The organism is Desulfotignum phosphitoxidans DSM 13687 (genome assembly GCF_000350545.1).
GTDB lineage: Bacteria > Desulfobacterota > Desulfobacteria > Desulfobacterales > Desulfobacteraceae > Desulfotignum > Desulfotignum phosphitoxidans.
The window spans coordinates 45152-64115 of sequence record NZ_APJX01000006.1 but is presented as its reverse complement, the minus strand read 5'-3'; the positions used below and the strand labels follow the sequence as shown (position 1 = coordinate 64115).

Annotated in this window: 22 protein-coding genes and 1 pseudogene; 13 read left to right on the top strand and 10 right to left on the bottom strand. The window is 44.7% G+C overall.

The features are described from left to right. Positions 1-3: 3 nt before the first annotated feature. From DPO_RS14010 to DPO_RS13985, 6 genes are all read right to left on the bottom strand, one after another. Positions 4-390 carry a RidA family protein gene (locus tag DPO_RS14010; RefSeq protein ID WP_006966670.1) on the bottom strand — a complete coding sequence of 129 codons (387 nt, stop codon included), beginning with the start codon at positions 388-390 and terminating at the stop codon, positions 4-6. A 20-nt stretch (positions 391-410) separates the two neighbouring features. Continuing rightward, positions 411-1637: a DegT/DnrJ/EryC1/StrS family aminotransferase gene (locus tag DPO_RS14005; protein WP_006966668.1), complete on the bottom strand. Its 1227-nt coding sequence runs from the start codon at positions 1635-1637 to the stop codon at positions 411-413. Between the two features lie 29 nt (positions 1638-1666). Further along, on the bottom strand, positions 1667-2980 hold the full coding sequence (gene hisD, locus DPO_RS14000; protein ID WP_006966666.1) for a histidinol dehydrogenase: 1314 nt from the start codon (positions 2978-2980) through the stop codon (positions 1667-1669). A gap of 74 nt (positions 2981-3054) precedes the next feature. Further along, a complete protein-coding gene (locus DPO_RS13995; protein ID WP_006966664.1) occupies positions 3055-4335 on the bottom strand; it encodes a TRAP transporter large permease in 1281 nt (426 codons plus the stop codon). Continuing rightward, positions 4332-4913, bottom strand: coding sequence for a TRAP transporter small permease (locus tag DPO_RS13990; RefSeq protein ID WP_006966662.1), 582 nt, complete (start codon positions 4911-4913; stop codon positions 4332-4334). The genes DPO_RS13995 and DPO_RS13990 overlap by 4 nt, the downstream gene beginning before the upstream one ends. Positions 4914-5006: 93 nt before the next feature. Next, positions 5007-6026 carry a TRAP transporter substrate-binding protein gene (locus tag DPO_RS13985; RefSeq protein WP_006966660.1) on the bottom strand — a complete coding sequence of 340 codons (1020 nt, stop codon included), beginning with the start codon at positions 6024-6026 and terminating at the stop codon, positions 5007-5009. Positions 6027-6279: 253 nt separating this feature from the next. Here DPO_RS13985 and DPO_RS13980 point away from each other — a divergent pair, with 253 nt between their 5' ends. Continuing rightward, on the top strand, positions 6280-7068 hold the full coding sequence (locus DPO_RS13980) for an IclR family transcriptional regulator (protein WP_006966658.1): 789 nt from the start codon (positions 6280-6282) through the stop codon (positions 7066-7068). A 25-nt stretch (positions 7069-7093) separates the two neighbouring features. Here DPO_RS13980 and DPO_RS13975 read toward each other — a convergent pair whose 3' ends face one another. Then, complete coding sequence (locus DPO_RS13975; protein WP_006966656.1) at positions 7094-7231, bottom strand: tyrosine-type recombinase/integrase; 138 nt, start codon at positions 7229-7231, stop codon at positions 7094-7096. Continuing rightward, entirely contained in the window at positions 7212-7469 is a 258-nt protein-coding gene (locus tag DPO_RS13970) for a hypothetical protein (protein WP_006966655.1), read from the bottom strand. Before DPO_RS13970 ends, DPO_RS13975 begins: the two co-directional genes overlap by 20 nt. A gap of 370 nt (positions 7470-7839) precedes the next feature. On the opposite strand from DPO_RS13970, the gene DPO_RS13965 reads away from it, so the two are divergent. From DPO_RS13965 to DPO_RS13950, 4 genes are all read left to right on the top strand, one after another. Beyond that, a complete protein-coding gene (locus DPO_RS13965) occupies positions 7840-8106 on the top strand; it encodes a type II toxin-antitoxin system HicA family toxin (protein ID WP_006966654.1) in 267 nt (88 codons plus the stop codon). 2 nt (positions 8107-8108) lie between these two features. After that, positions 8109-8486 carry a type II toxin-antitoxin system HicB family antitoxin gene (locus DPO_RS13960; RefSeq protein ID WP_006966653.1) on the top strand — a complete coding sequence of 126 codons (378 nt, stop codon included), beginning with the start codon at positions 8109-8111 and terminating at the stop codon, positions 8484-8486. Between the two features lie 89 nt (positions 8487-8575). Then, positions 8576-9940, top strand: coding sequence for a transposase (locus DPO_RS13955; RefSeq protein WP_040011531.1), 1365 nt, complete (start codon positions 8576-8578; stop codon positions 9938-9940). 195 nt (positions 9941-10135) lie between these two features. Next, positions 10136-10540, top strand: a complete 405-nt coding sequence (locus DPO_RS13950) for a DUF6941 family protein (protein WP_040011934.1) — start codon at positions 10136-10138, stop codon at positions 10538-10540. Positions 10541-10917: 377 nt separating this feature from the next. On the opposite strand, the pseudogene DPO_RS13945 reads toward DPO_RS13950, so the two are convergent. Then, positions 10918-11778: pseudogene (locus DPO_RS13945) on the bottom strand (IS91 family transposase); the annotation flags it as partial. Positions 11779-11785: 7 nt separating this feature from the next. Then, on the bottom strand, positions 11786-12328 hold the full coding sequence (locus tag DPO_RS13940; protein ID WP_328284772.1) for a tyrosine-type recombinase/integrase: 543 nt from the start codon (positions 12326-12328) through the stop codon (positions 11786-11788). A gap of 35 nt (positions 12329-12363) precedes the next feature. Between DPO_RS13940 and DPO_RS13935 the strand changes: the two genes are divergently transcribed. The 8 genes from DPO_RS13935 to DPO_RS13895 all read left to right on the top strand — a co-directional run bounded on the left by DPO_RS13935 (position 12364) and on the right by DPO_RS13895 (position 18915). Then, positions 12364-12915, top strand: a complete 552-nt coding sequence (locus DPO_RS13935; RefSeq protein ID WP_006966651.1) for a hypothetical protein — start codon at positions 12364-12366, stop codon at positions 12913-12915. Positions 12916-13299: 384 nt separating this feature from the next. Next, a complete protein-coding gene (locus tag DPO_RS13930; RefSeq protein WP_006966650.1) occupies positions 13300-13983 on the top strand; it encodes a hypothetical protein in 684 nt (227 codons plus the stop codon). 101 nt (positions 13984-14084) lie between these two features. After that, on the top strand, positions 14085-14894 hold the full coding sequence (locus tag DPO_RS13925) for a DUF262 domain-containing protein (protein ID WP_006966649.1): 810 nt from the start codon (positions 14085-14087) through the stop codon (positions 14892-14894). Positions 14895-14959: 65 nt separating this feature from the next. Further along, positions 14960-16079 (top strand): IS3 family transposase gene (locus tag DPO_RS24630; protein WP_407637398.1). Its coding sequence is split into 2 segments (ribosomal slippage): positions 14960-15237 and positions 15236-16079, totalling 1122 coding nucleotides; the frame shifts between segments, so codons are not numbered across the junction. Positions 16080-16423: 344 nt separating this feature from the next. Next, positions 16424-16618 carry a hypothetical protein gene (locus DPO_RS13910; RefSeq protein WP_006964083.1) on the top strand — a complete coding sequence of 65 codons (195 nt, stop codon included), beginning with the start codon at positions 16424-16426 and terminating at the stop codon, positions 16616-16618. Between the two features lie 189 nt (positions 16619-16807). After that, positions 16808-17626 (top strand): hypothetical protein, encoded by an 819-nt coding sequence (locus DPO_RS13905; protein WP_006966648.1) that lies wholly within the window; start codon positions 16808-16810, stop codon positions 17624-17626. A 68-nt stretch (positions 17627-17694) separates the two neighbouring features. Beyond that, the gene (locus tag DPO_RS13900; RefSeq protein ID WP_040011933.1) at positions 17695-18069 is read left to right on the top strand and encodes a hypothetical protein; all 375 of its coding nucleotides are present in this window, start codon (positions 17695-17697) and stop codon (positions 18067-18069) included. A 159-nt stretch (positions 18070-18228) separates the two neighbouring features. Next, complete coding sequence (locus tag DPO_RS13895; protein WP_006966647.1) at positions 18229-18915, top strand: hypothetical protein; 687 nt, start codon at positions 18229-18231, stop codon at positions 18913-18915. The last annotated feature ends 49 nt before the right edge of the window (positions 18916-18964 follow it).

Below are 18964 nucleotides of genomic sequence, written 5' to 3'. Positions count from 1 at the left end.
GTTTTATGACGGCAATTGAAAAACCGCTTCCACCTCAATGGCGGCGTTCAGGGGCAAAGCCCCGACCTGGAACGCACTGCGGGCAGGAAACGGTTCTGTGAAATACTGGTCATACACGGCGTTGACCGCCTTGAAATTGTTGATATCCGACAGAAAAACAGTCGTTTTCACGGCATCTGCCAGCCCGGCGCCGGCGCTTTTGGCAATGGCGGACAGGTTCTTGAAAACCTGATGGGCCTGTTCCTCAATGGTCCCTGTCACCAGCTGACCCGTTGCCGGATCAATGGGAAGCTGGCCGGAAGTAAACAAAAATCCGTTGGCGGCCACGGCCTGGGAATATGGGCCGATGGCTTTTGGGGCGTTGTCTGTTGCAATAATCTGTCTGTTCATGGTTTGTGGTCTCCATTTTTTTATTCAGGTTCACGGGGCAGCACACTGGCCGCCACATCTGCAATGATCTGGGCAATTGATTCACAGTCCGCCAGATCAAAGGTCAGGGGAATTCTCATGTCGCACATGCCGGCCAATATGCGGTCAGTATTAGGCAATTCGGGCAGATTGTCAAAATATTTCCAGCTGCTGTAGGCGCTGGTGAATCCCACCGGCCGTTTGTTGCCGAACCATTTGAGTTCCACGCCCCGCAAAAGGCAGGTATCCAGAAACCGGAGGATCACGGTGGGATCCTCCGTGTTAAGGTTAAACTGGATGGAGCTGCCCACATACTGCTCCTTTGGGTCCCGCTTTGGACAGAAAAGGCCCGGGATCTGATTCAGCCGGGATTCCAGGAACTGATACCGCCGGTTCCACCTTTGGCACTGGTCATCCAGGATCTTGAGCTGGGGTCTTAGAATCGCGGCCCGCAGGTCGTCCATGCGGCAGGAATAATTGGGCACCAGTTCCCGGATTGATTCAAACACGGCATCATCCGGCCGGGACAGGTGTCGGTCATAATTCATGTAAGACCCGGAATAGATGATGGCTCTGGCCATCAGGTCCGGATCATCCGTGACCAGCAGACCCCCTTCGCCGGAGTTCATGTGCTTGTAGGTCTGGGTGCTGAAGCAGGCGGCCGTGCCAAAAGAACCGGACAGTTTTCCGTTCCACCGGGCCCCCATGGTGTGGGCGCAGTCTTCGATCAACGTGATCCCTTGCTGCCGGCATATCTCCATGATCCGGTCCATGTCGGCAATGTGGCCCCGCATATGAGACATCATGAACCATTTGACATCCTTTTCCGCCGCCTTGGCCGCCAGGTCGTCAAAATCGATGGTATAGTCATCCGTGATCTCCACCAGAATGATTTTAGCCCCCGTGTTATGGATGGCGCCCGGCACGGGTGCCAGGGTATAGGCATTGCACAGAATGCGGTCCCCGGGTCTGACCCCGGCGCTTTTCAACGCCAGATACATGGCACTGCCGCAGGAGGCGCAGGCAAGACAGTATTGGCTGCCCATATATGCGGCAAACTCTTTTTCCAGCAGCGCGGTTTCAGAAACCTCATCTTTGACCACATTGTACCGGTGAAGCCGTCCCGACTGCAATACACGGACGGCACTGTCAATGGCCGGCTGGGAAATGGGTTCCTGCCGGGTAAAGCTTTTTGAAAACATCATGGGTTGATCGGTTTGTACAGGCATATCCATCCACCTTGGTATTCTGACAACGGTTATGAGTAATGTTTCTGGGAATAGACATTGAAATCCCATTCCTGATCCGGGAAGAATTTTTTCAGCCGCCAGTCACAGGCCCGGGCATGACCTTCCATGCCCTCCACCCGGGACAACCGGGAGGCCCGGGAGCTGATTTCCAGACAGGCCTGTTTTTCAATTTCCTGAAATGTGCAGATTTTGAGAAATTTGTGCACGTTCAGGCCGCCGGAATAATACCCGGCTTTGCGGGTGGGCAGTATGTGGTTGGTGCCCGAACATTTGTCTCCCTGGGCCACGGTACAGTAATCCCCGATAAACAGAGAGCCATAGGCCGTGAGGCGATCGCACCACCACTGGTTGTCTTTGGTCATCACCTGGACATGTTCGGGGGCATATTGGTCGCTGACTGCAGCCATCTCCTGCCAGTCGTCACACAGGACAATTTCCCCATAATTCCGCCAGGATGCGGCAGCCACTTCCGGATCCGGCAGATCATCGATTACATGGGGCATTATCTTCAATACCTGTTCCCCCAGCTGTCTGGAGTCAGTGAACAGCCACACCGGAGAGTCATACCCATGCTCGGCCTGGGACACCAGGTCCACGGCAATGGTCATGGGATCGGCCGTGTTATCGGCAATCACGGCGGATTCCGTGGGTCCGGCAAATACATCGATGGCGCATACACCGGATCCGGCCAGCAGGGCCTTGGCTTCCGCCACATAGGCATTGCCGGGACCGGCCAGAATATTGGCCCGTTTTCCCGTAAACAGTCCGAAGGCCATGGAGGCAATGGCCTGGACCCCGCCCATCTCCAGAATGATATCGGCTCCGGATATGTCCATGGCATAGGCCACGGCCGGATCAATGCTCTTTCCCCGGGGAGGGGAGGCGGCAATCACGGTTTTCACACCGGCCGCCTTGGCCGTGGCCACACTCATGACAGCGGAACAGGCATGGGCGAAACGGCCCCCGGGGATATAACACCCGGCCACATCCATGGGAATAATGCGCTGTCCCAGACGGACTCCGGGATAAATCTGGGTTTCAAATTCTTTGATGCTGTCCCGCTGGGCTTTGGCAAACGCCGACACCTGCTGGTGGGCAAACCGGATATCTTCTTTGACAGAGTCCGGAACCGTGTCAATCAACTGCTGTTTTTTCTCTTCACTGAGAATGAACGGGTCGGTCCAGTTGTCAAACTTCAGTGCCAGAGCTTCCACGGCTTTTTCCCGGTCCGCCCGGATATCGGCCAGCATCTTTTCAACGGCCGGCCGGATGGTTTCACTGTGGGATTCAGCGGTTTTCACCGCTTTTTTTAAATGCTGCATTTATCGTGTTCTCCATATTTGATTAAGGTCACGCATCTGTTGTGTCATTATCTGTTCTGATTCTTTTGAAGATATCAATATCCAAACGCTTTGGGCAGCCAGAGGCAGAATCCCGGGATATAGGCCACAGTAAACACGGCCAGGATCTCCACAATGGAAAAGGGAATCGCCTTGACCGATATTTCTTCGATACTCACTTTTCCGATACCGGATGCAATGAACAGGTTTTCCCCTAACGGCGGTGTTTCAAACCCGATTTCACAACACATCACCAGTACCACGCCAAAATGGATGGGGTCTACGCCCAGGCTGGTCATGACCGGCAAAAGCACGGGTGTCACCAGCATTATGGTGGCCAGGGTCTCCATGAACATGCCGATCATGATCAGGAAAATGATGACCAGTGCCCAGATAATGAACACATTGCCGGTCAGGGCCAGCAGCCAGGCGGCAATGGCATCCGGGATCTTGTACTGCACCAGGAGCCGGCCGAATGCCTGGGCCGTGAACAGGATGATCAACACCCGGCCCGACAGCCAGGTGGTGGAATCCAAAGACTTGAAAATGGCGGGCAGTTTGAGCTCCTGGTAGATGAAAATGCCCACGAACAGGGTATAGAAAATCGAGACAATGGCGGCTTCCGTAGGCGTGAAAAACCCGGAATATATGCCGCCCAGAATCACTACCGGCGCCATCAAAGCCCAGAATCCATCCTTGATGGTCACCAGGGTTTTCTTTAAAGACCATTCGTCCTCATTGGGTTTGTATCCCTTTTTTTTGCTGATCACATAGTTGAGAATAATGATACCGGATGCGATGAGCAGGCCGGGAAACACCCCGGCGATGAACAGCTGGGTGATGGATACGCTGGCCGTCACCCCATAGATCACCATGGGAATACTGGGGGGAATCACAATACCTAAGCCCCCGGAAGACGCCGTGACAGCCGAGGCATAGCCGCGGTCATATCCTTTTCTGGTCATGGCCGGAATCATGAGCATGCCCACGGCGGCCGTGGTGGCCGGACCGGACCCGGATATGGCGCCGAAAAACAGGCAGGCCAGCACCGTGGAGGCACCCAGGCCTCCGGCCATCCGGCCTGCCAGAACTTCAGCCACTGCCACCAGGCGCCTGGAAATGCCGGATCCCTGCATCAAAGCCCCGGACAGGATAAAAGCCGGCAGGGCCATGACCGGAAACGAATTGACCGCGTTATAGGCGATCTGCACCAGGGTGGTCACATCCTTGCCGATGGACATGAATGCAGCCATGGCCGCCATGCCCAAGGCCACGGCAATGGGGGCACCGATCACCAGAAGAATGCCGAATGCGCCGAACAATACCGATGAAATCATGCCATCCTCCCTTCATCGTTTGAATCGATTTTCATGTCCCGCTTGATATCTTCCAGATCTGTCGAAATATCGTCCACATCCACGATGTCTCTTTTCAGAATGTGTTTCAGGATATTGACCTGGATGATCCGGATGCTCATGAGGGTGAATGTGAAGGGAAACAGCATGTAAATATACTGCATGGGGATATCCAGGGCCGGCGAATAAAACGGATATTCCATCATATCCCGGATGACTTCAATGCTTTTAACCGTCATGATGGCGTTGAACACCAGCCATATGCCGTCGGCGATGAGCTGGGACACATCGCCCACGATTTTTGGAAACAGTTTGAACTGAAAGGTGACCCGGTTATGGGCCCCCAGCCGGGCTGCATAGGATGCGCCCAGAAAGGCGAACCAGACAAAGGCGAACCGGGATGCTTCCTCGCTCCAGGCCAGCGAATTCTGGAAAACGGTCCGCATGATCACCTGAAAGAACAGGAGGATGACAAAAAAGCTCAAGAAAAATTTACACAGATATCCTTCGATATTATCCAGGATCGTGATTGACGTTTTAAGCACGCGGCTGAGAGTCACTTTTCTGCTCCTCACCAAAAAATTTTTTCAAGGAGGGTGCCCTGGATTACAGAGCACCCTCTTCGGCTTCAACCGTTGATACCAGGCAGGTGATTACTGGGCCTGTCTGGCTTTATCCGCTTTTTCAAGCTCTGCCACCACTTCCATGACAGCGTCTTTGCCGCCGACTTTGTCATAGTATTCAGGCCACACGTTTTCCTTGGCCACTTGAATCATTTTGTCTTCGTCAGAAAATTCACTGTATTCCATGCCGGCGTCCAGCATGGCCTGGAGGGCTTTTTCAGATTCTTCCATCTGGAACAGCACACAATACTGCTGGGCTTCGATGCCGGCCCGGATCAGGATGTCCTTGAGGTTCTGATCCATTTTCTGAAAATGTTTTTCACCGATGATCATGGGCTGCAACGAGAACTGGTAATGCAGCGGTGTGATGTATTTCTGTACTTCCTGAAATTTCATGGTGTAGTTGACAATATAGGGATTGTCCTGACCGTCCACCACGCCCTGCTGCAGCGCGGTAAAGGTTTCCGGCCATGCCATGGGGGTGGGATTCGCGCCCCAGGCTTCATAGGATGCGATCATCAGGGCGTTCTGGGGGACCCGGACTTTCAAGCCTTTCAGATCAGCCATACTGGTGATTTTGCGTTTGGAATTGGTCAGATGACGGAAATTGGAATAGGTCCAGGCCAGAATCCGGATTCCGGCTTCCTTTTGAAGGATGTCGTTCCATTGTGCACCCAGTTTTCCCGTGGTGATGGTGACGGCATCCCGCATGCTCTTGATCACATAAGGGAAGGTCAGGATGTTGATTTTCCGTGAAAACGGGGACAGGTTGGGGACAGAGAGCATGCACAGGTCCAGTTCGCCGCTGCGGGTGTTCTGGAGCATTTCCGTTTCATTTCCCAGGGCGCTGCCCGGGAAGAGCTGAATTTTCACATCACCGCCCGTGTACCCTTCCACCAGGTATTTGAACTGTTTGGCAATGGCACCCTGGTCGGAGTTGATGGGATCCCCGAATCCCAGTTTCAATACTTTTTCAGCAAATACCTGGGATGGTATCACCAGGCAAACGGACATCACGGCCAATGTTAAAAAAAGAAATAATTTTTTCATGCGAATTCCCCCTCTGTTTGATTTAGTACTCAAATTTGTTACTATAATAGTAACTCCAATCCTATAATCGAATTTAAAAGAGATATTTATTAATGTCAACCCCTTTTTTAAATTTTTATCAATGTTTTGTATTTCATGGAACTGCCAAATATGATATGCACCAGATTCTGTGTTTAGTATGACACAAACCAGATCGTATTTCCGTCATTATATGATAAGATACATCTGGATCAGACAACAATCAGGATATAAGATGTCCAGTAAAAAAGACCAATATTTTTCTAAAACCCTGGAAAAAGGCCTGTCGATTTTAGACCTGTTCGGCCGGGAACACCCGTCCCGGTCCCTGACGGAAATTTCCACGCTAACCGGGATCAACAAAACTTCCACCTACCGTCTGGTCAACACCCTGATCCAGCTGGGATATCTGCGCAAAAGTGTCACTGACAAATCCCTGCGCTTAGGGCCCAAGGCGTTTTCAATGGGCCATGAATGCTTTCATGGGTTTGACATCTATCAGGGCATCAAGCCCATCATTGACAAGACCTTTTTCGAACATCACATATCCATCGATTCCGCGCTCATTGACGGATTCAAGCTGATTTCCCTGTACCGCCGGGAAATGCCCAACCTGGTGTCGTTCCACCTGCCCCTGATCATGGATGAACTCTATGCCCGGGCCATGGGAAAGATCGTGCTGGCCAACCTGGGCCCCGACGACCTGGAACACTATTTTGCCGACCTGGTGCCCAAAAAACTGACCCCCCACACCCTGGCGGACATCGACGAGATCCGGAAAGATATCCGGAACACCCGGACACGGGGGTATTCCATCAATAACAAGGAATATATGACCGGTGTGATCAGCATCGGGGCCCCCATGATGAACTTGCAGACCAAATCCGTGGTGGGGGCCGTGAGCCTGGATTTTCCATCCAGAGAATATTCCCTGGACGCCATCGAAAAACAGTATATCTCCGTGCTGCTCACCCTGGCCACGGAAGCCTCGGACCTGATCACCACAGCCGGCATCCGGCAGTAGGGGGGAGGCAGCCGGCCCGTCCCGGTCATTTCAGAAATTCCGCCGGACGCACGACGCCGCCGGGTCCCCGCTTCAATATATGGATATAGATCATGGTCGTGTTCAGATCCTTATGGCCTAACAGATCCTGCACGGTGCGGATATCATATCCGTCCTGAAGCAAGTGCGTGGTAAAGGAATGCCGGAGGGTGTGAACGCATGCCGCCGACGTATATCAGTTTCAGTATCAGCGCATGAATGCCGGAAACATGGCTGAACAATTCCCTGATCTCCTCTTTGGACAGCACCACAGGGATGCGGGTGCGTTGTTTTGCCCGGATCGTGTTTCTGAAATCCCCGAATTCTATTTCCAAAACCTCCCGGTACAGGAAAAGCAATGAGAGCTTCGTTTGAAACATCATCTGTTCCGCCCTGATAAAACTGGAAAAATTGATCCAGCCATCCAGTGTAATATTTTATTTTCCCTGGACTGATTCCCTGGGCACGGCAAAAACCGGCCAGGTCGGCTGTTTCGCGATTCGTGGTCATGGTGTTCCTGAAATTATTGATTATATGTCAAAGCGTATCGTCAATATATGTAATTTTTGTTGACATCACAATAAGGAAAACATATGAGGGTTGGAAAGCGAGGAGGAATCTGTCATTTACGTCATGATATATAATGACTGTTACATTTCAACCCCAATAAAACAACATGGACCAAATGAACGGAAAAAAACTGCTATTTTATATTGACTTTCTGGTACCGTATACGGTACAAGAATTACATGTATGACAGAAAAAAAGATAAAATTATATAAAAAATTAAATGAATCGTCGACAAATGCAAAATTTCATGAAATCTGTAATTTAGCAGAAGAAGTCGGGTTTGAATTTAGAAACCAAAGTGGAAGTCATAAAATTTATAAACATCCTGTTTATAAAAAAATGATGAATTTTCAACCTGATAAACGTGACAATAGCAAGGCGAAAAAATATCAAGTGTCTCAATTGATTACTTTTATTGACGACAATAACTTAATCAAGGAGAATAAATAATTATGAAAAAATATTCTATTAATATCATTTATAGCGAAGAAGATGAAGGATATATAGCTACCGTTCCTGAATTTCCAGGCCTATCTGCTTATGGGGAAACGCCTGAAGAAGCAATAGAAGAAGCTCAAATGGCCCTTAAAGGTTTTATTGAAGTCTTTAAGGAGGATGGTTGCAAGATCCCTGCTCCACAAACGTTTGAAAGCTACAGCGGACAAACTCGATTGCGGTTACCCAAAAATCTTCATGCCAAACTAAGCAAACAGGCCGAGAGAGAAGGCGTGTCTTTAAATACTTATATGGTCCAACTCCTTTCTGAAAATCATATTAAGTATCAAATCCAGCCCTTTCAAGGTATTACTAAAGAGAAAATCACTAAATGAATTGCATTCAGAAAATAAATCTAGACATTTTTGATTCTAGCAGATACAACCAGGGAAACAACCTGGACCTGTATCTCAAGGAGATCAAAATGCTAAACACAGTTTTTGAACAATTCATCAAAGAAAGTCCTGTCTCAGTCATTTCCCGCAGTGCCATGGAACGGATTTTCAATCCCGAACAACTGGATCAATGGTTTGACAGTACCGCCAAGGAACAATACACAAAGGACCTGCTTTTTTCCAGTGTTTTTGACATCATGTCTCAAGTGGTTTGCAAGAACCGGCCATCCGTAAATGCCGCCTACCAGGCGAGCAAAGACCAGATAGGGGTTTCGATCACATCTCTTTACAACAAGATCAATGGGATTGAACCTCACACTTCAGCGGAACTGGTTCGATATGCTGCCCAGGAAATTTCTCAGATAATCGAAGGCCTCGGCGGTACAAAGGCATCACCGCTGCCGGGATTTCGGGTCAAGCTTCTCGATGGCAACTGTATTGAAAAAACACATCACCGTATAAAAGAACTCCGAACACTGGCAGCTGGTCCATTGCCGGGCAAATCTCTTGTTGTATATGATCCATGCCTTTGTCTTCCTGTGGATGTTTTTCCCTGTGAAGATGGTCATTCTCAGGAGAGATCTCTTTTGTCAGACGTATTGGAAACTGTCACACTCGGAGATGCCTGGGTGGCTGACCGGAATTTCTGCACACTGGAATTTACTACAGGTATCGCCTCAAAAGATGCTTTTTTCGTTATCCGGGAACATAAAAAATATTCCTGGAAAACTCTTGGAAAAGAGAAACATATTGGTGATATTGAAACCGGAAAAGTTTTTGAACAACCGATTTGTGTAATCGATAGTTCCGCTAAAGAGCATACGTTCAGACGGATAAGAGTCCAGTTGATCTCAGAAACCCGTGATGGGGACAGTGAAATTGCCATTATTACAAATGTTCCTGAAAAGGGAGCGAGTGCCACGACAATTGCCGATGTTTATAGAGGTCGGTGGACAATCGAAACAGCGTTCCAATATCTGGCGGACTATTTGAATTCTGAAATCAACGCTCTTGGATACCCGCGTGCAGCCTTGTTCGGATTTTGTGTTTCCCTGATAGCCTATATGGTGATTGCAACTGTAAGAGGGGCTCTTGCCAGTATACACGGTGCTGAAAAAATAGATGAAGAAGTCTCCGGGTATTATATTGCAGATGAAATTTCAGCCACATTCAGAGGCATGATGATCGCCCTGCCTGAAAATGAATGGCACTATTTTCGAACGCTCTCTGTTGCGGAGTATGTGAATTTCATCCAAGATCTTGCAAGGCAAATAAAACTGTCAGCGTATCGAAAACACAAACGGGGACCCAAGAAAGCAATGCTAAAGCGGAAGCACATGAAACAATCGCCTCATGTCTCTACTGCCAGGATTATTGCTAAAAGGAAAAAATGAAAATAAGTACAACCTTGAAAGGGCTGGTATCAAATCGAAAAAAGGCTTAACAAGATAGAACAATTAACTTGTGTCTCAACAATTTTTCAGGGTGGGAAACAGTTGAGAAGCAATAAAAGTAAAAATTATGTAGTCCGAACCGCTGATTGGGATCACGAAAAGACTTCTAACCTTTTTATGCATTAAATTAAACATATGAAGATAGCAAAAAAAATATTCACATTAGTTTGTGACGATATTAGATTGGAAATCGATGGTAAAATCTCCTTAATGGGGATACAAGATAGAGATCTTGTTGTTGATGAAATTCCATATATTCTGCCTAGTTTAGCTATAATGATCTCGCTTGAGGAAATGCAAACGGAAACATCTGAGATCAATGTTATTGTAAAAGCTCCAAAAGTAGAAGCAGAACAACTTAAGTTTGTAGCACCACCGGACAAAGCGAAAGATGATAATGATGCTAAATTGCTTGTAAAATTAACCCCATTTAGAATCAAAGCTGAGGGTGAAGTTAAAATACAAATCAAACTTCCTGATGCTAAAAAAGCAATAACCATACACTCTTTTAAAATCGTTCAATCAGACCCATTGGATTAATTGCTTATCCTTGGTAGATCTGCTTTTGTATAAGAAACCCTATCATGCCTAAATGAAATGTAACAAATGAAGGATTAGTAACCGTGCCGAGGCACGAGGCTCGGTACTAATCCTGTGATTCAAGAAGCCGCGGATCAATAGGGGAAAAGGTCATCGATTTGCAGGATGTGTGAAAGACGAGATGGGATGAAAATTTTATAAAAGTGCCTTCCTCCTGATGCAAAAACCAAGAATCAGGCTGTCTTTGTCAGTAAAACCCGGGTTTAAAATTCAAATATCCGCAATTGGCGCACGGGTACTGTGACATGCCCGGGATATTCAGTTTTTTGGGCTGTTTTATAGTCGACAGCGAAAACCAGATAGTCAGTTTTGTCCAGTTATCCGGGTCTGCATCGTGGTTCAGGCTTTACAAAGAACATAAAGTTTAAATCATGTCCGCAATGGCTGCATTTAATCCCGGGTATTTCCCGTTCCGGGATTTCAGTAAAAAGTGCAATAATATCATGGATGAGTGAAATGAGTTCACGAATTTTCTCAATGGATAAGGCACTGTTGGGGTTGAGAAAACCATAATGCCTGATTTTCATAAATCCCCTGGGTAGAACATGCTGCAGGAATCTTCTGATAAACTCCATGGCATCCAGCGTCATGTTTTTCCATTTATTTTTTTCACGGTCTTTGTACAGAAATTCAATGACACCATTTTCAATGCTTTTGATACGATTATTGGAGATGGCAACCCGGAACACATATCTTGAAAGATATCGTAAAGAATTTTGTCCCTGGCCCACGGCCTGACTGTCAATCACCCATTGTTTTTTCCACACTGCGGGATCTATTTTAACAAGCAGCCCGGCTTTTTTCATTGCATCCTTGAATTTGGCTTTAAAAATGATCTCCAACGGTTTCGTGTGAACAAATAGATCCTGTCTGGAAGAAATCCATTGATTATTATCAGACAATGCGCCTCCGGGAATGACCAGGTGCAAATGAGGATGATACTGGAGCATGCCACCCCAGGTGTGAAGGCCTGCCAGATATCCGATTCGATCAGATCCGACAAACCGCTTATCCTGTGCTAATTTTTTCAGCGCTTTGTTGGTGCATAAAAACAAGGCGCCATAAGCTTGCTTCTGGTGAGATCTCACAACATCCCGAAGGCCCTAGGGAAGTGTGATCGTTAACAGGAAGTAATGAGTCGGCAGCAGTTTTTTCATCTGCTGATTAAGCCAATGATTTGTTTTATCATGCTGGCTGATCAGCGTTCTTCCCGCCGTTGCGGCCCAAGGCAGGGAATATCCATTTTGGATTGCCATGGGTTTTATAGTATTCACGTAAACTGAGCAGAGTAATTTTTGGTAAAGGGACAGTCCTGTCCAGCGCGCTTTTTCCGGCATGAATATGCACAAGCCCCCTGTCGGAAAGAATATCTTTGACCTGAAGCGTTGTTGCTTCCCTCAAACGCAGTCCCATGGAATATAATGTCAAATAAAATGTCTGGCTTTGTGCAGTGGGAAGAGCATAAATAATCTTCCTGACTTCCTCCAGACTCAGAATGGTCGGTAAAGTTTGTTCTCGTTTCCATTTGATGTCGTTGAAAATATTCCATTCACGCACAAGGGTCTTTCTGAAAAAATGTTGTATGCCGGAGTAACTGATGCGCAGTGTTGCAGCGCTCCAGCCAAATTCACTTTGACAACAAAGCCAGTATTGACGAAGCTGCTCTTCGCTGATATCTTCTAATGGCTTATTGTAAAAGCGCTGTAGTTTTAAAACCGCGCCGCACAGTTCAACCGTTGGGCATCACGAAATGAGAGGTTGTAATGAAAGATCTTAATATTCACGAACGCGAATTCGAAGCTGATTATGAACAAGTGGCGAAGCTGATTGATTCTCTTTCTTCAGAACATGACCTTCTATGGCCAAGCCAATGCTGGCCTCGAATGAAATTCGACCGTCAGCTCGGTGTTGGAGCAAAGGGCGGACATGGCCCGATTGGATATTTCGTTGAGTCATACAAACCAGGACAGTCCATCAGATTTTGCTTCACAAGTCCAAAGGGATTCAACGGATTTCATAAATTCGATGTTGTAAACAGTACACATCATTCTGTTTTGCTGCGACATACGATAGAAATAAAATTGAAGGGTTCTGCATTATTGACTTGGCCCCTTGTAATTAGACCTCTGCACGATGCATTGATAGAAGATGCTCTATCCACTGCTCAGGCATCACTTGGAATAGCTCCTCAAATGAGGTCTTGGTCTCCATGGGTTAAAGTGATACGATGGATGATGTCTGGAGGCAAAGCACAAATACAAATTGTGACCAACAATGCTAATGCAGCCGACGCAAAAAAGCGCGCGGCTGATTAGCGGTGTTAAAAGCTGAAAATGGATGAGAAAAAAGGCATCATTTCTGGTGTTTGGTAAAAATGCCAATATGAGCAATTTTACCAAATGGCAGTATCAGAAATAAAAATACGGGCTGAATTAATTACTATTTATCGGAAATGGCAATGTTGCCAAATCCGATAAATAGCAAAATTAGATCAAAATTATCATGTAATAATAAGAAGTTATATAAAATGAAGGTGGATAAATAGCCGTAAAAATCGGCTTTTAACAAGGCGGTCAAGAGTGACCGGGCTTTTTTTATGCCCGGATGTTCTTCAGTCTTTCTCGCTTATAATAAGTGAGTCAGTTTGAACCGCCCGGCCCATACCTTATAATTATGACAGAAAATTATCAGGAACTTTGATGAATAAAATTCAAAATAGAATAAAAACATTATCTGAAGAGTTCACCGAATGGGATCATTTGGTTTCTATGTTCTTAGAGGCTGAATACTCGGATGAAAATGAATTTTCCGAAGAGGAATACCAAAGCATCTTGATTCAACTTAATAATGTTTTATCTGTTGCTCTAACTACATTTGCAGAATTTAGCGGAACAAAAGATAAATTCTCGGATCCGCAATATCGACTTATAATGATGGGGCAGAATTCCTCTATTACTTCTGAAAAAATGGGGGTAGAATTTAGTTTTGGCATTTATCGAAACAGTTTCTTTATAGAAACCTTTATTCAATACCCTTGGTATCTCAAAAGTATGGACGATTTTTTTTGGCAGCTTTTTCTCGATTTGGAAGCACTGGGCGATTTTAAATTTCAGGAAAGCGCAATCCCCTCATCTCTTGAAGCGAAAGAAATTTTAAAGCATACAGGTAAAAGCAAAAGTAATATTTTCAATGTAATTCGCAATTATATTCTTTTGGAAAGTTCCGGTGGTTCTATTGACCTCGGCAGTTTGGAAATAAGTTGGCCTATTTCAACACCTTGGGAAGACCTGTTGAAAAACGGTATTGAAGCATTTAAAAAACTCTATCGCATTAATTATTTGCTGTATAGACGGTATTATTTGTATTTGAGAAGTAGGAAATAGAATGAATCTCTAATGCCATAACCTCGCTGGTGCAAGGGACGGCAAAAAGCGCGCCGCCCCTGACCAGCCAGTTGTGCCTCTCACAAAAAGGAAATAAAAATATGAGTGATCCAATTTCAATCAAAAAGCTAATTGAAAGAATATCGAGTGGTGACATTCGAATACCAGCATTTCAACGAGATTTTGTGTGGGAACCAGACCAAGTTTCATTCCTTTTAGACAGTATTTACAAAGAATTTCCGATTGGGACGATAATTCTATGGAAAACAGATAATCGATTAAATTCAGAAAAAAAACTTGGTTTCTTTAATCTTCCAGAGCCCCAAAAAGATTATCCTGTAAATTATGTTCTTGATGGCCAACAACGCCTTACCTGTTTGTTTAGTGTATTCCAAACCGAATTGGCGCCAACATCCAATGAATGGATCGATATATATTTCGATATGACATCTCAAGAAAATGTGCAAGAATCACTCTTTTTAGCACTTGATGATTCTGAAGTTGATCTTACAAGACATTTTCCTGTTAAAACACTTTTTGATTCAGTTGAATACAGAAAAGCAACAAACTCCCTACCTGAAGGTTTAGTTGTTAAAATCGATGCTCTTCAAGATAAATTCAAATCTTATCTTATTCCAAATGAAACATTTGAAACAGATGACAGAAATAAAGTTGCTATTGTTTTTGAGAGAATTAATAGGGCAGGAACAGAGCTTAATATTTTTGAATTGCTCGCAGCTTGGAGTTGGTCAGATCAATTCGATTTAGTAGACAAATTCGATGAGTTGCAAGAAAAAATTATTGATCATGGCTTCGATGAACTATGCAATGACCGTGACCTTCAGCTAAGGATTTGTGCTGGAATTATCACAGGAGAAACAACTCCAAATATAATGGTCCCCAAAATTTGAACCACTTGCATAGAGACATTTCTGGTGTTAAACCAGGTTCAAATTGACTCGAAAAAAGGAGGTCCATGAAAAAAAGTTACAGCGGAAAATTTAAAACCAAAGTTGCCTTGGCAATGATACGGGAACAGGAAACTGTGGCAGAATTAGCCAGAAAATTTGAAATTCACCGTTCATTGCTCACCAGGTGGAAGAAGGAAGCCTTGGAGGGGCTGCCGGAAGTTTTTACCAATCATAAACAACGGAAGAAAAATGACGAAAAAGACCTGGTAAATCAATTGTATCAGCAGATCGGTCAGCTCAAAGTTGAAAATGACTGGTTAAAAAAAAAGGTTGATACAATCAATTCCTGAACGACGGCAATTAATTGACAAAAATCACCAGAAACTCAGTATTAACAGGCAGTGTGAGCTGCTGGAAGTTTCAAAAGGAGCGCTTTATTATACACCGAAGCCGATAGATCCATACACGCTTTGCCTGATGGATCTGATTGACCGCCAGCATACCAAGACACCTTTCTATGGCAACCGAAGGCTGGTGGCCTATTTGAACACACTCGGTTATAATGTGAACCGGAAACGTGTTCGGCGGTTGATGCAGCTGATGAGAATAGAGGCCATTTACCCTAAACCCCAACTATCAAGGAGGGACAAAACACATAAAATTTATCCATATTTATTGCGGGAAGTCAGAATAGAAAGGCCTGACCAGGTATGGTCTACTGATATCACGTATATTAAAATCGGAAATGGCTTTGTGTATTTAACGGCAGTCATGGACTGGTACAGCAGATACGTTTTGTCATGGAGACTGAGCAACACCCTTGAAAATTCATTCTGTGTTGAGGCCCTGGAGGAATCTTTGGTGATTTCACAACCCGAAATCTTCAACACTGACCAGGGCAGCCAATATACCGCAATCAATTTTTTAACGGTTTTGGAAAAACGAAACATCCTAATCAGCATGGATTCTAAAGGCCGGGCACTTGATAATGTCTTTGTAGAGCGGTTATGGCGTGCTGTCAAATATGAGGATGTCTATTTGAAAGACTATCAGACAATGAATGATGCCTACAGGTCTTTGAAAGCCTATATGAACTTCTATAACAATGAAAGGCTTCATCAGTCGCTGAAATACGGTGTACCAAGAGCATCTTACCCTAAAGCGTGCGCTACTGTGAGCCTTTAAAAAAAGGAGTTTTAGCCTGATTATAATGGGGGCCAGCCCCCAAACCCCCGGGATTTAACGCATTGTGGACCAAAGCATGTAGGGCAGGCTGGCATTTGCCGGCGCTGCCCCATGCTTCAGTCACCAGCCACGACGCTCGGGGTGCTTCCCAGCAGTTGCCCTATCCTCCGGGATGGTGGCGTGACAATACCACTGTAGGGAAAAATATCAAGACAACATTATTAAAAAAGGCGGTATTTTTTAACTGAAAAGGAGTATTTTTTTTGTAAAGCGTAACACACTTTTCTAAAGTATCCGATTGACAAGACTTTTAGAGCTTGCAAAAATAAATATGAGGTAATGAAATGCAGAGTAACCGTGGAGGATATAGAGGAAAACCAAAACAAAAGTTACCCCCGCATCTCAAGCGGGTTCATGTGAATGTTCGTATCCAAAGGTGGATGCTTGACCAATTAAAGGCAAAAGGAGAGCCTGGAATCATTCTGGAAGATATTTTGAAAAAGGCAGGTTTTAAATATTGTGAGGATCAGAAGGATTGATTTTTCGCTTGGGGGAAAAGTTTTTAATTCTCAGTATGCCCCCCCCATACTGTTTCTTGTCATCAGTAGGGGCATTTTTAGGTTGTAAATTCCAATGGTTTTTAAAATGCATGATTGAAAGGAGGCTGCAAACGATAAAAAAGGATGGAAATCCTACAACACAAATGGCTCAGAAATGTAGCTTAAAAAATGTTCAAATCGGTCTTGACATGGGGACCACTTCAAAAAAAAATTTTGGAGTTACAAGGTGAAGAGATCCGAAGTCGCTTTAATGAGATAGAAAAAGGTATTTTAGGAGCTTTAGATTTTCTTAAAAGGGAAGCCAATATCAAGCATTATAAGATGATACCCTTTCCTGGCTTGCTTGTGCCATTGAGTGCTTTTTTCGCTACAAATAAAACTGAAGGGATATCATATTCTTCAAAACAAAAGGACATAATACTTAAATGGTTTTGGAGATCGCTATTTACAAGAAGATTCTCTGCCGGCGTTAATGAAAGACAAGCAACAGATATTGCAAACATGCTTGGCTTAAAAAATGATGAAAATTATGACTTTAAACTGCCTAAAAACGAAATAAAGTTTGATTTTGCCAAATCGAACTTTTCTGCAGGCAATGCTAATTCCAAGACTCATATTTTATTATTAAACAGCCTTACGCCTCTTTCACTTCTTAGTGGAGCTACGATTGACCTGAATAAAGTACTGAAAAAAGCAAGTAAACATGAATACCATCATATTTTTCCTAAAAAACATCTTGAGAGAGAGGGGTTTGCTCGAAACGAAATAAATACTCTATCAAACATTTGTTTTCTCACACGGGCTGATAACAACTCTATCAAAGACGCCGCCCCATCAGTTTACGGGGCAAAAATTGATTCTGATAGAAAAAATAAATATTTGCAAAAAGCACTCATCCCAGGTACCTTCGAGTCACTAAACTATAATGACTTTATTGCAAGTCGTACTGCTTTGTTAGAGCAACGAGCAAAGGATTTAATGGCATAACCTTGCTGTTGCAGTGGACGACTTGTGTCTCGCCGCCCCTGAACAGCCCGTTAAGCGGAAGGAGAACTATGAATCAGCCGCATATACCTTACCGGCCAATTTTCATTCAACTTTATACGCTAGTAGCCGTATCGATATTGGGATTTTCGGTATTTGTGTTGGATTTTGAATATCAATCAATCTTTGAATGGTGGCCCATCATTGTTATAGCCCTGTTCCCTCTTGCTCTAAAATTAGCTGCACCGAGAATCCCATTTGGCCAAGTTATTACCTGTTCATTTATTGTTTTAGTTCTTAATTATTTATCCTGCATCATGCTTTCAGGTGGTTCATTCGTTCTTTGGTGGTTATTAGGCAAATCTATTCAGGTAATTTGTGTGTTAGTTTTTGGCGTTTATTGGTCTTACTGTAACTACATTCCCGCGTGGGCAAACAAATGGTAGCGCTTAACAAAAAGTTCAACCATCGCTACGCCTTCGGCTCCGCTGACAGTCAAAGCGCGGCTCCTTTTATGCATTTGCTTCGCAAATTATCGTACAAAAGCACCCACACTTTGCCTGCCGGTTAACTTGGCGTTCGCTTTTAAAAAGGTAACACAAACTATGGCTGAGAAATCATTATTCGCATTTCTTGATATTTTAGGGACAAAAGCACTTATTGAATCTGGAGAATTTGGAGACCTGCATGCTTTAGATTTTGTTAATCCTGTTGGTATTGCGGCGCAATTAATCCCATCTGTTCGGTTTGCAGCATTTTCAGATTGCGTAATGATTTCAGCGCACAAAAATAATCATGAGGATTTTATTTCTGCCATTTCATTTTGCTATTCTCAGTGGTGTGCTGACCATGTATTTGTGCGTGGAGCAATTAGTTTCGATGAAATCCATTGGGTCGATGATTCCAATACTGATGCTCGTTTTAAACGATTAAGTAATTTTACTTATGCAAGAATTCATGGGAAAGCCCTAGTATCGGCATATAAATTAGAGGGTTCTTCCGGGCCTGGAGTTTTATGCTTTATTTCTGATAATGCATCCGAATTTCTTCAAAAGAAAGCCAACTTTTATATTTTGCATTGGGGCCAAACTGACTCCCTTATTTGGTGCAACGAGTCGGATGCTCATCGTTTGAAAGGTATTTTTGAAACCTTGGCAGAGAATTCTACACCAGGGTCGGAAAAGCATAAGCATTTTAGAGCTACCATGAAGTATTTTCAAGCCTTAACAAAAAACGATGCATTTTTCCCTGATAAGTTCGGCCTTATTTCGGAATTTAGAATGACAAGATGAATATTAAAATTGAAAGCGAACCTGGCGTTTCACTGGATTGCAGGGATTT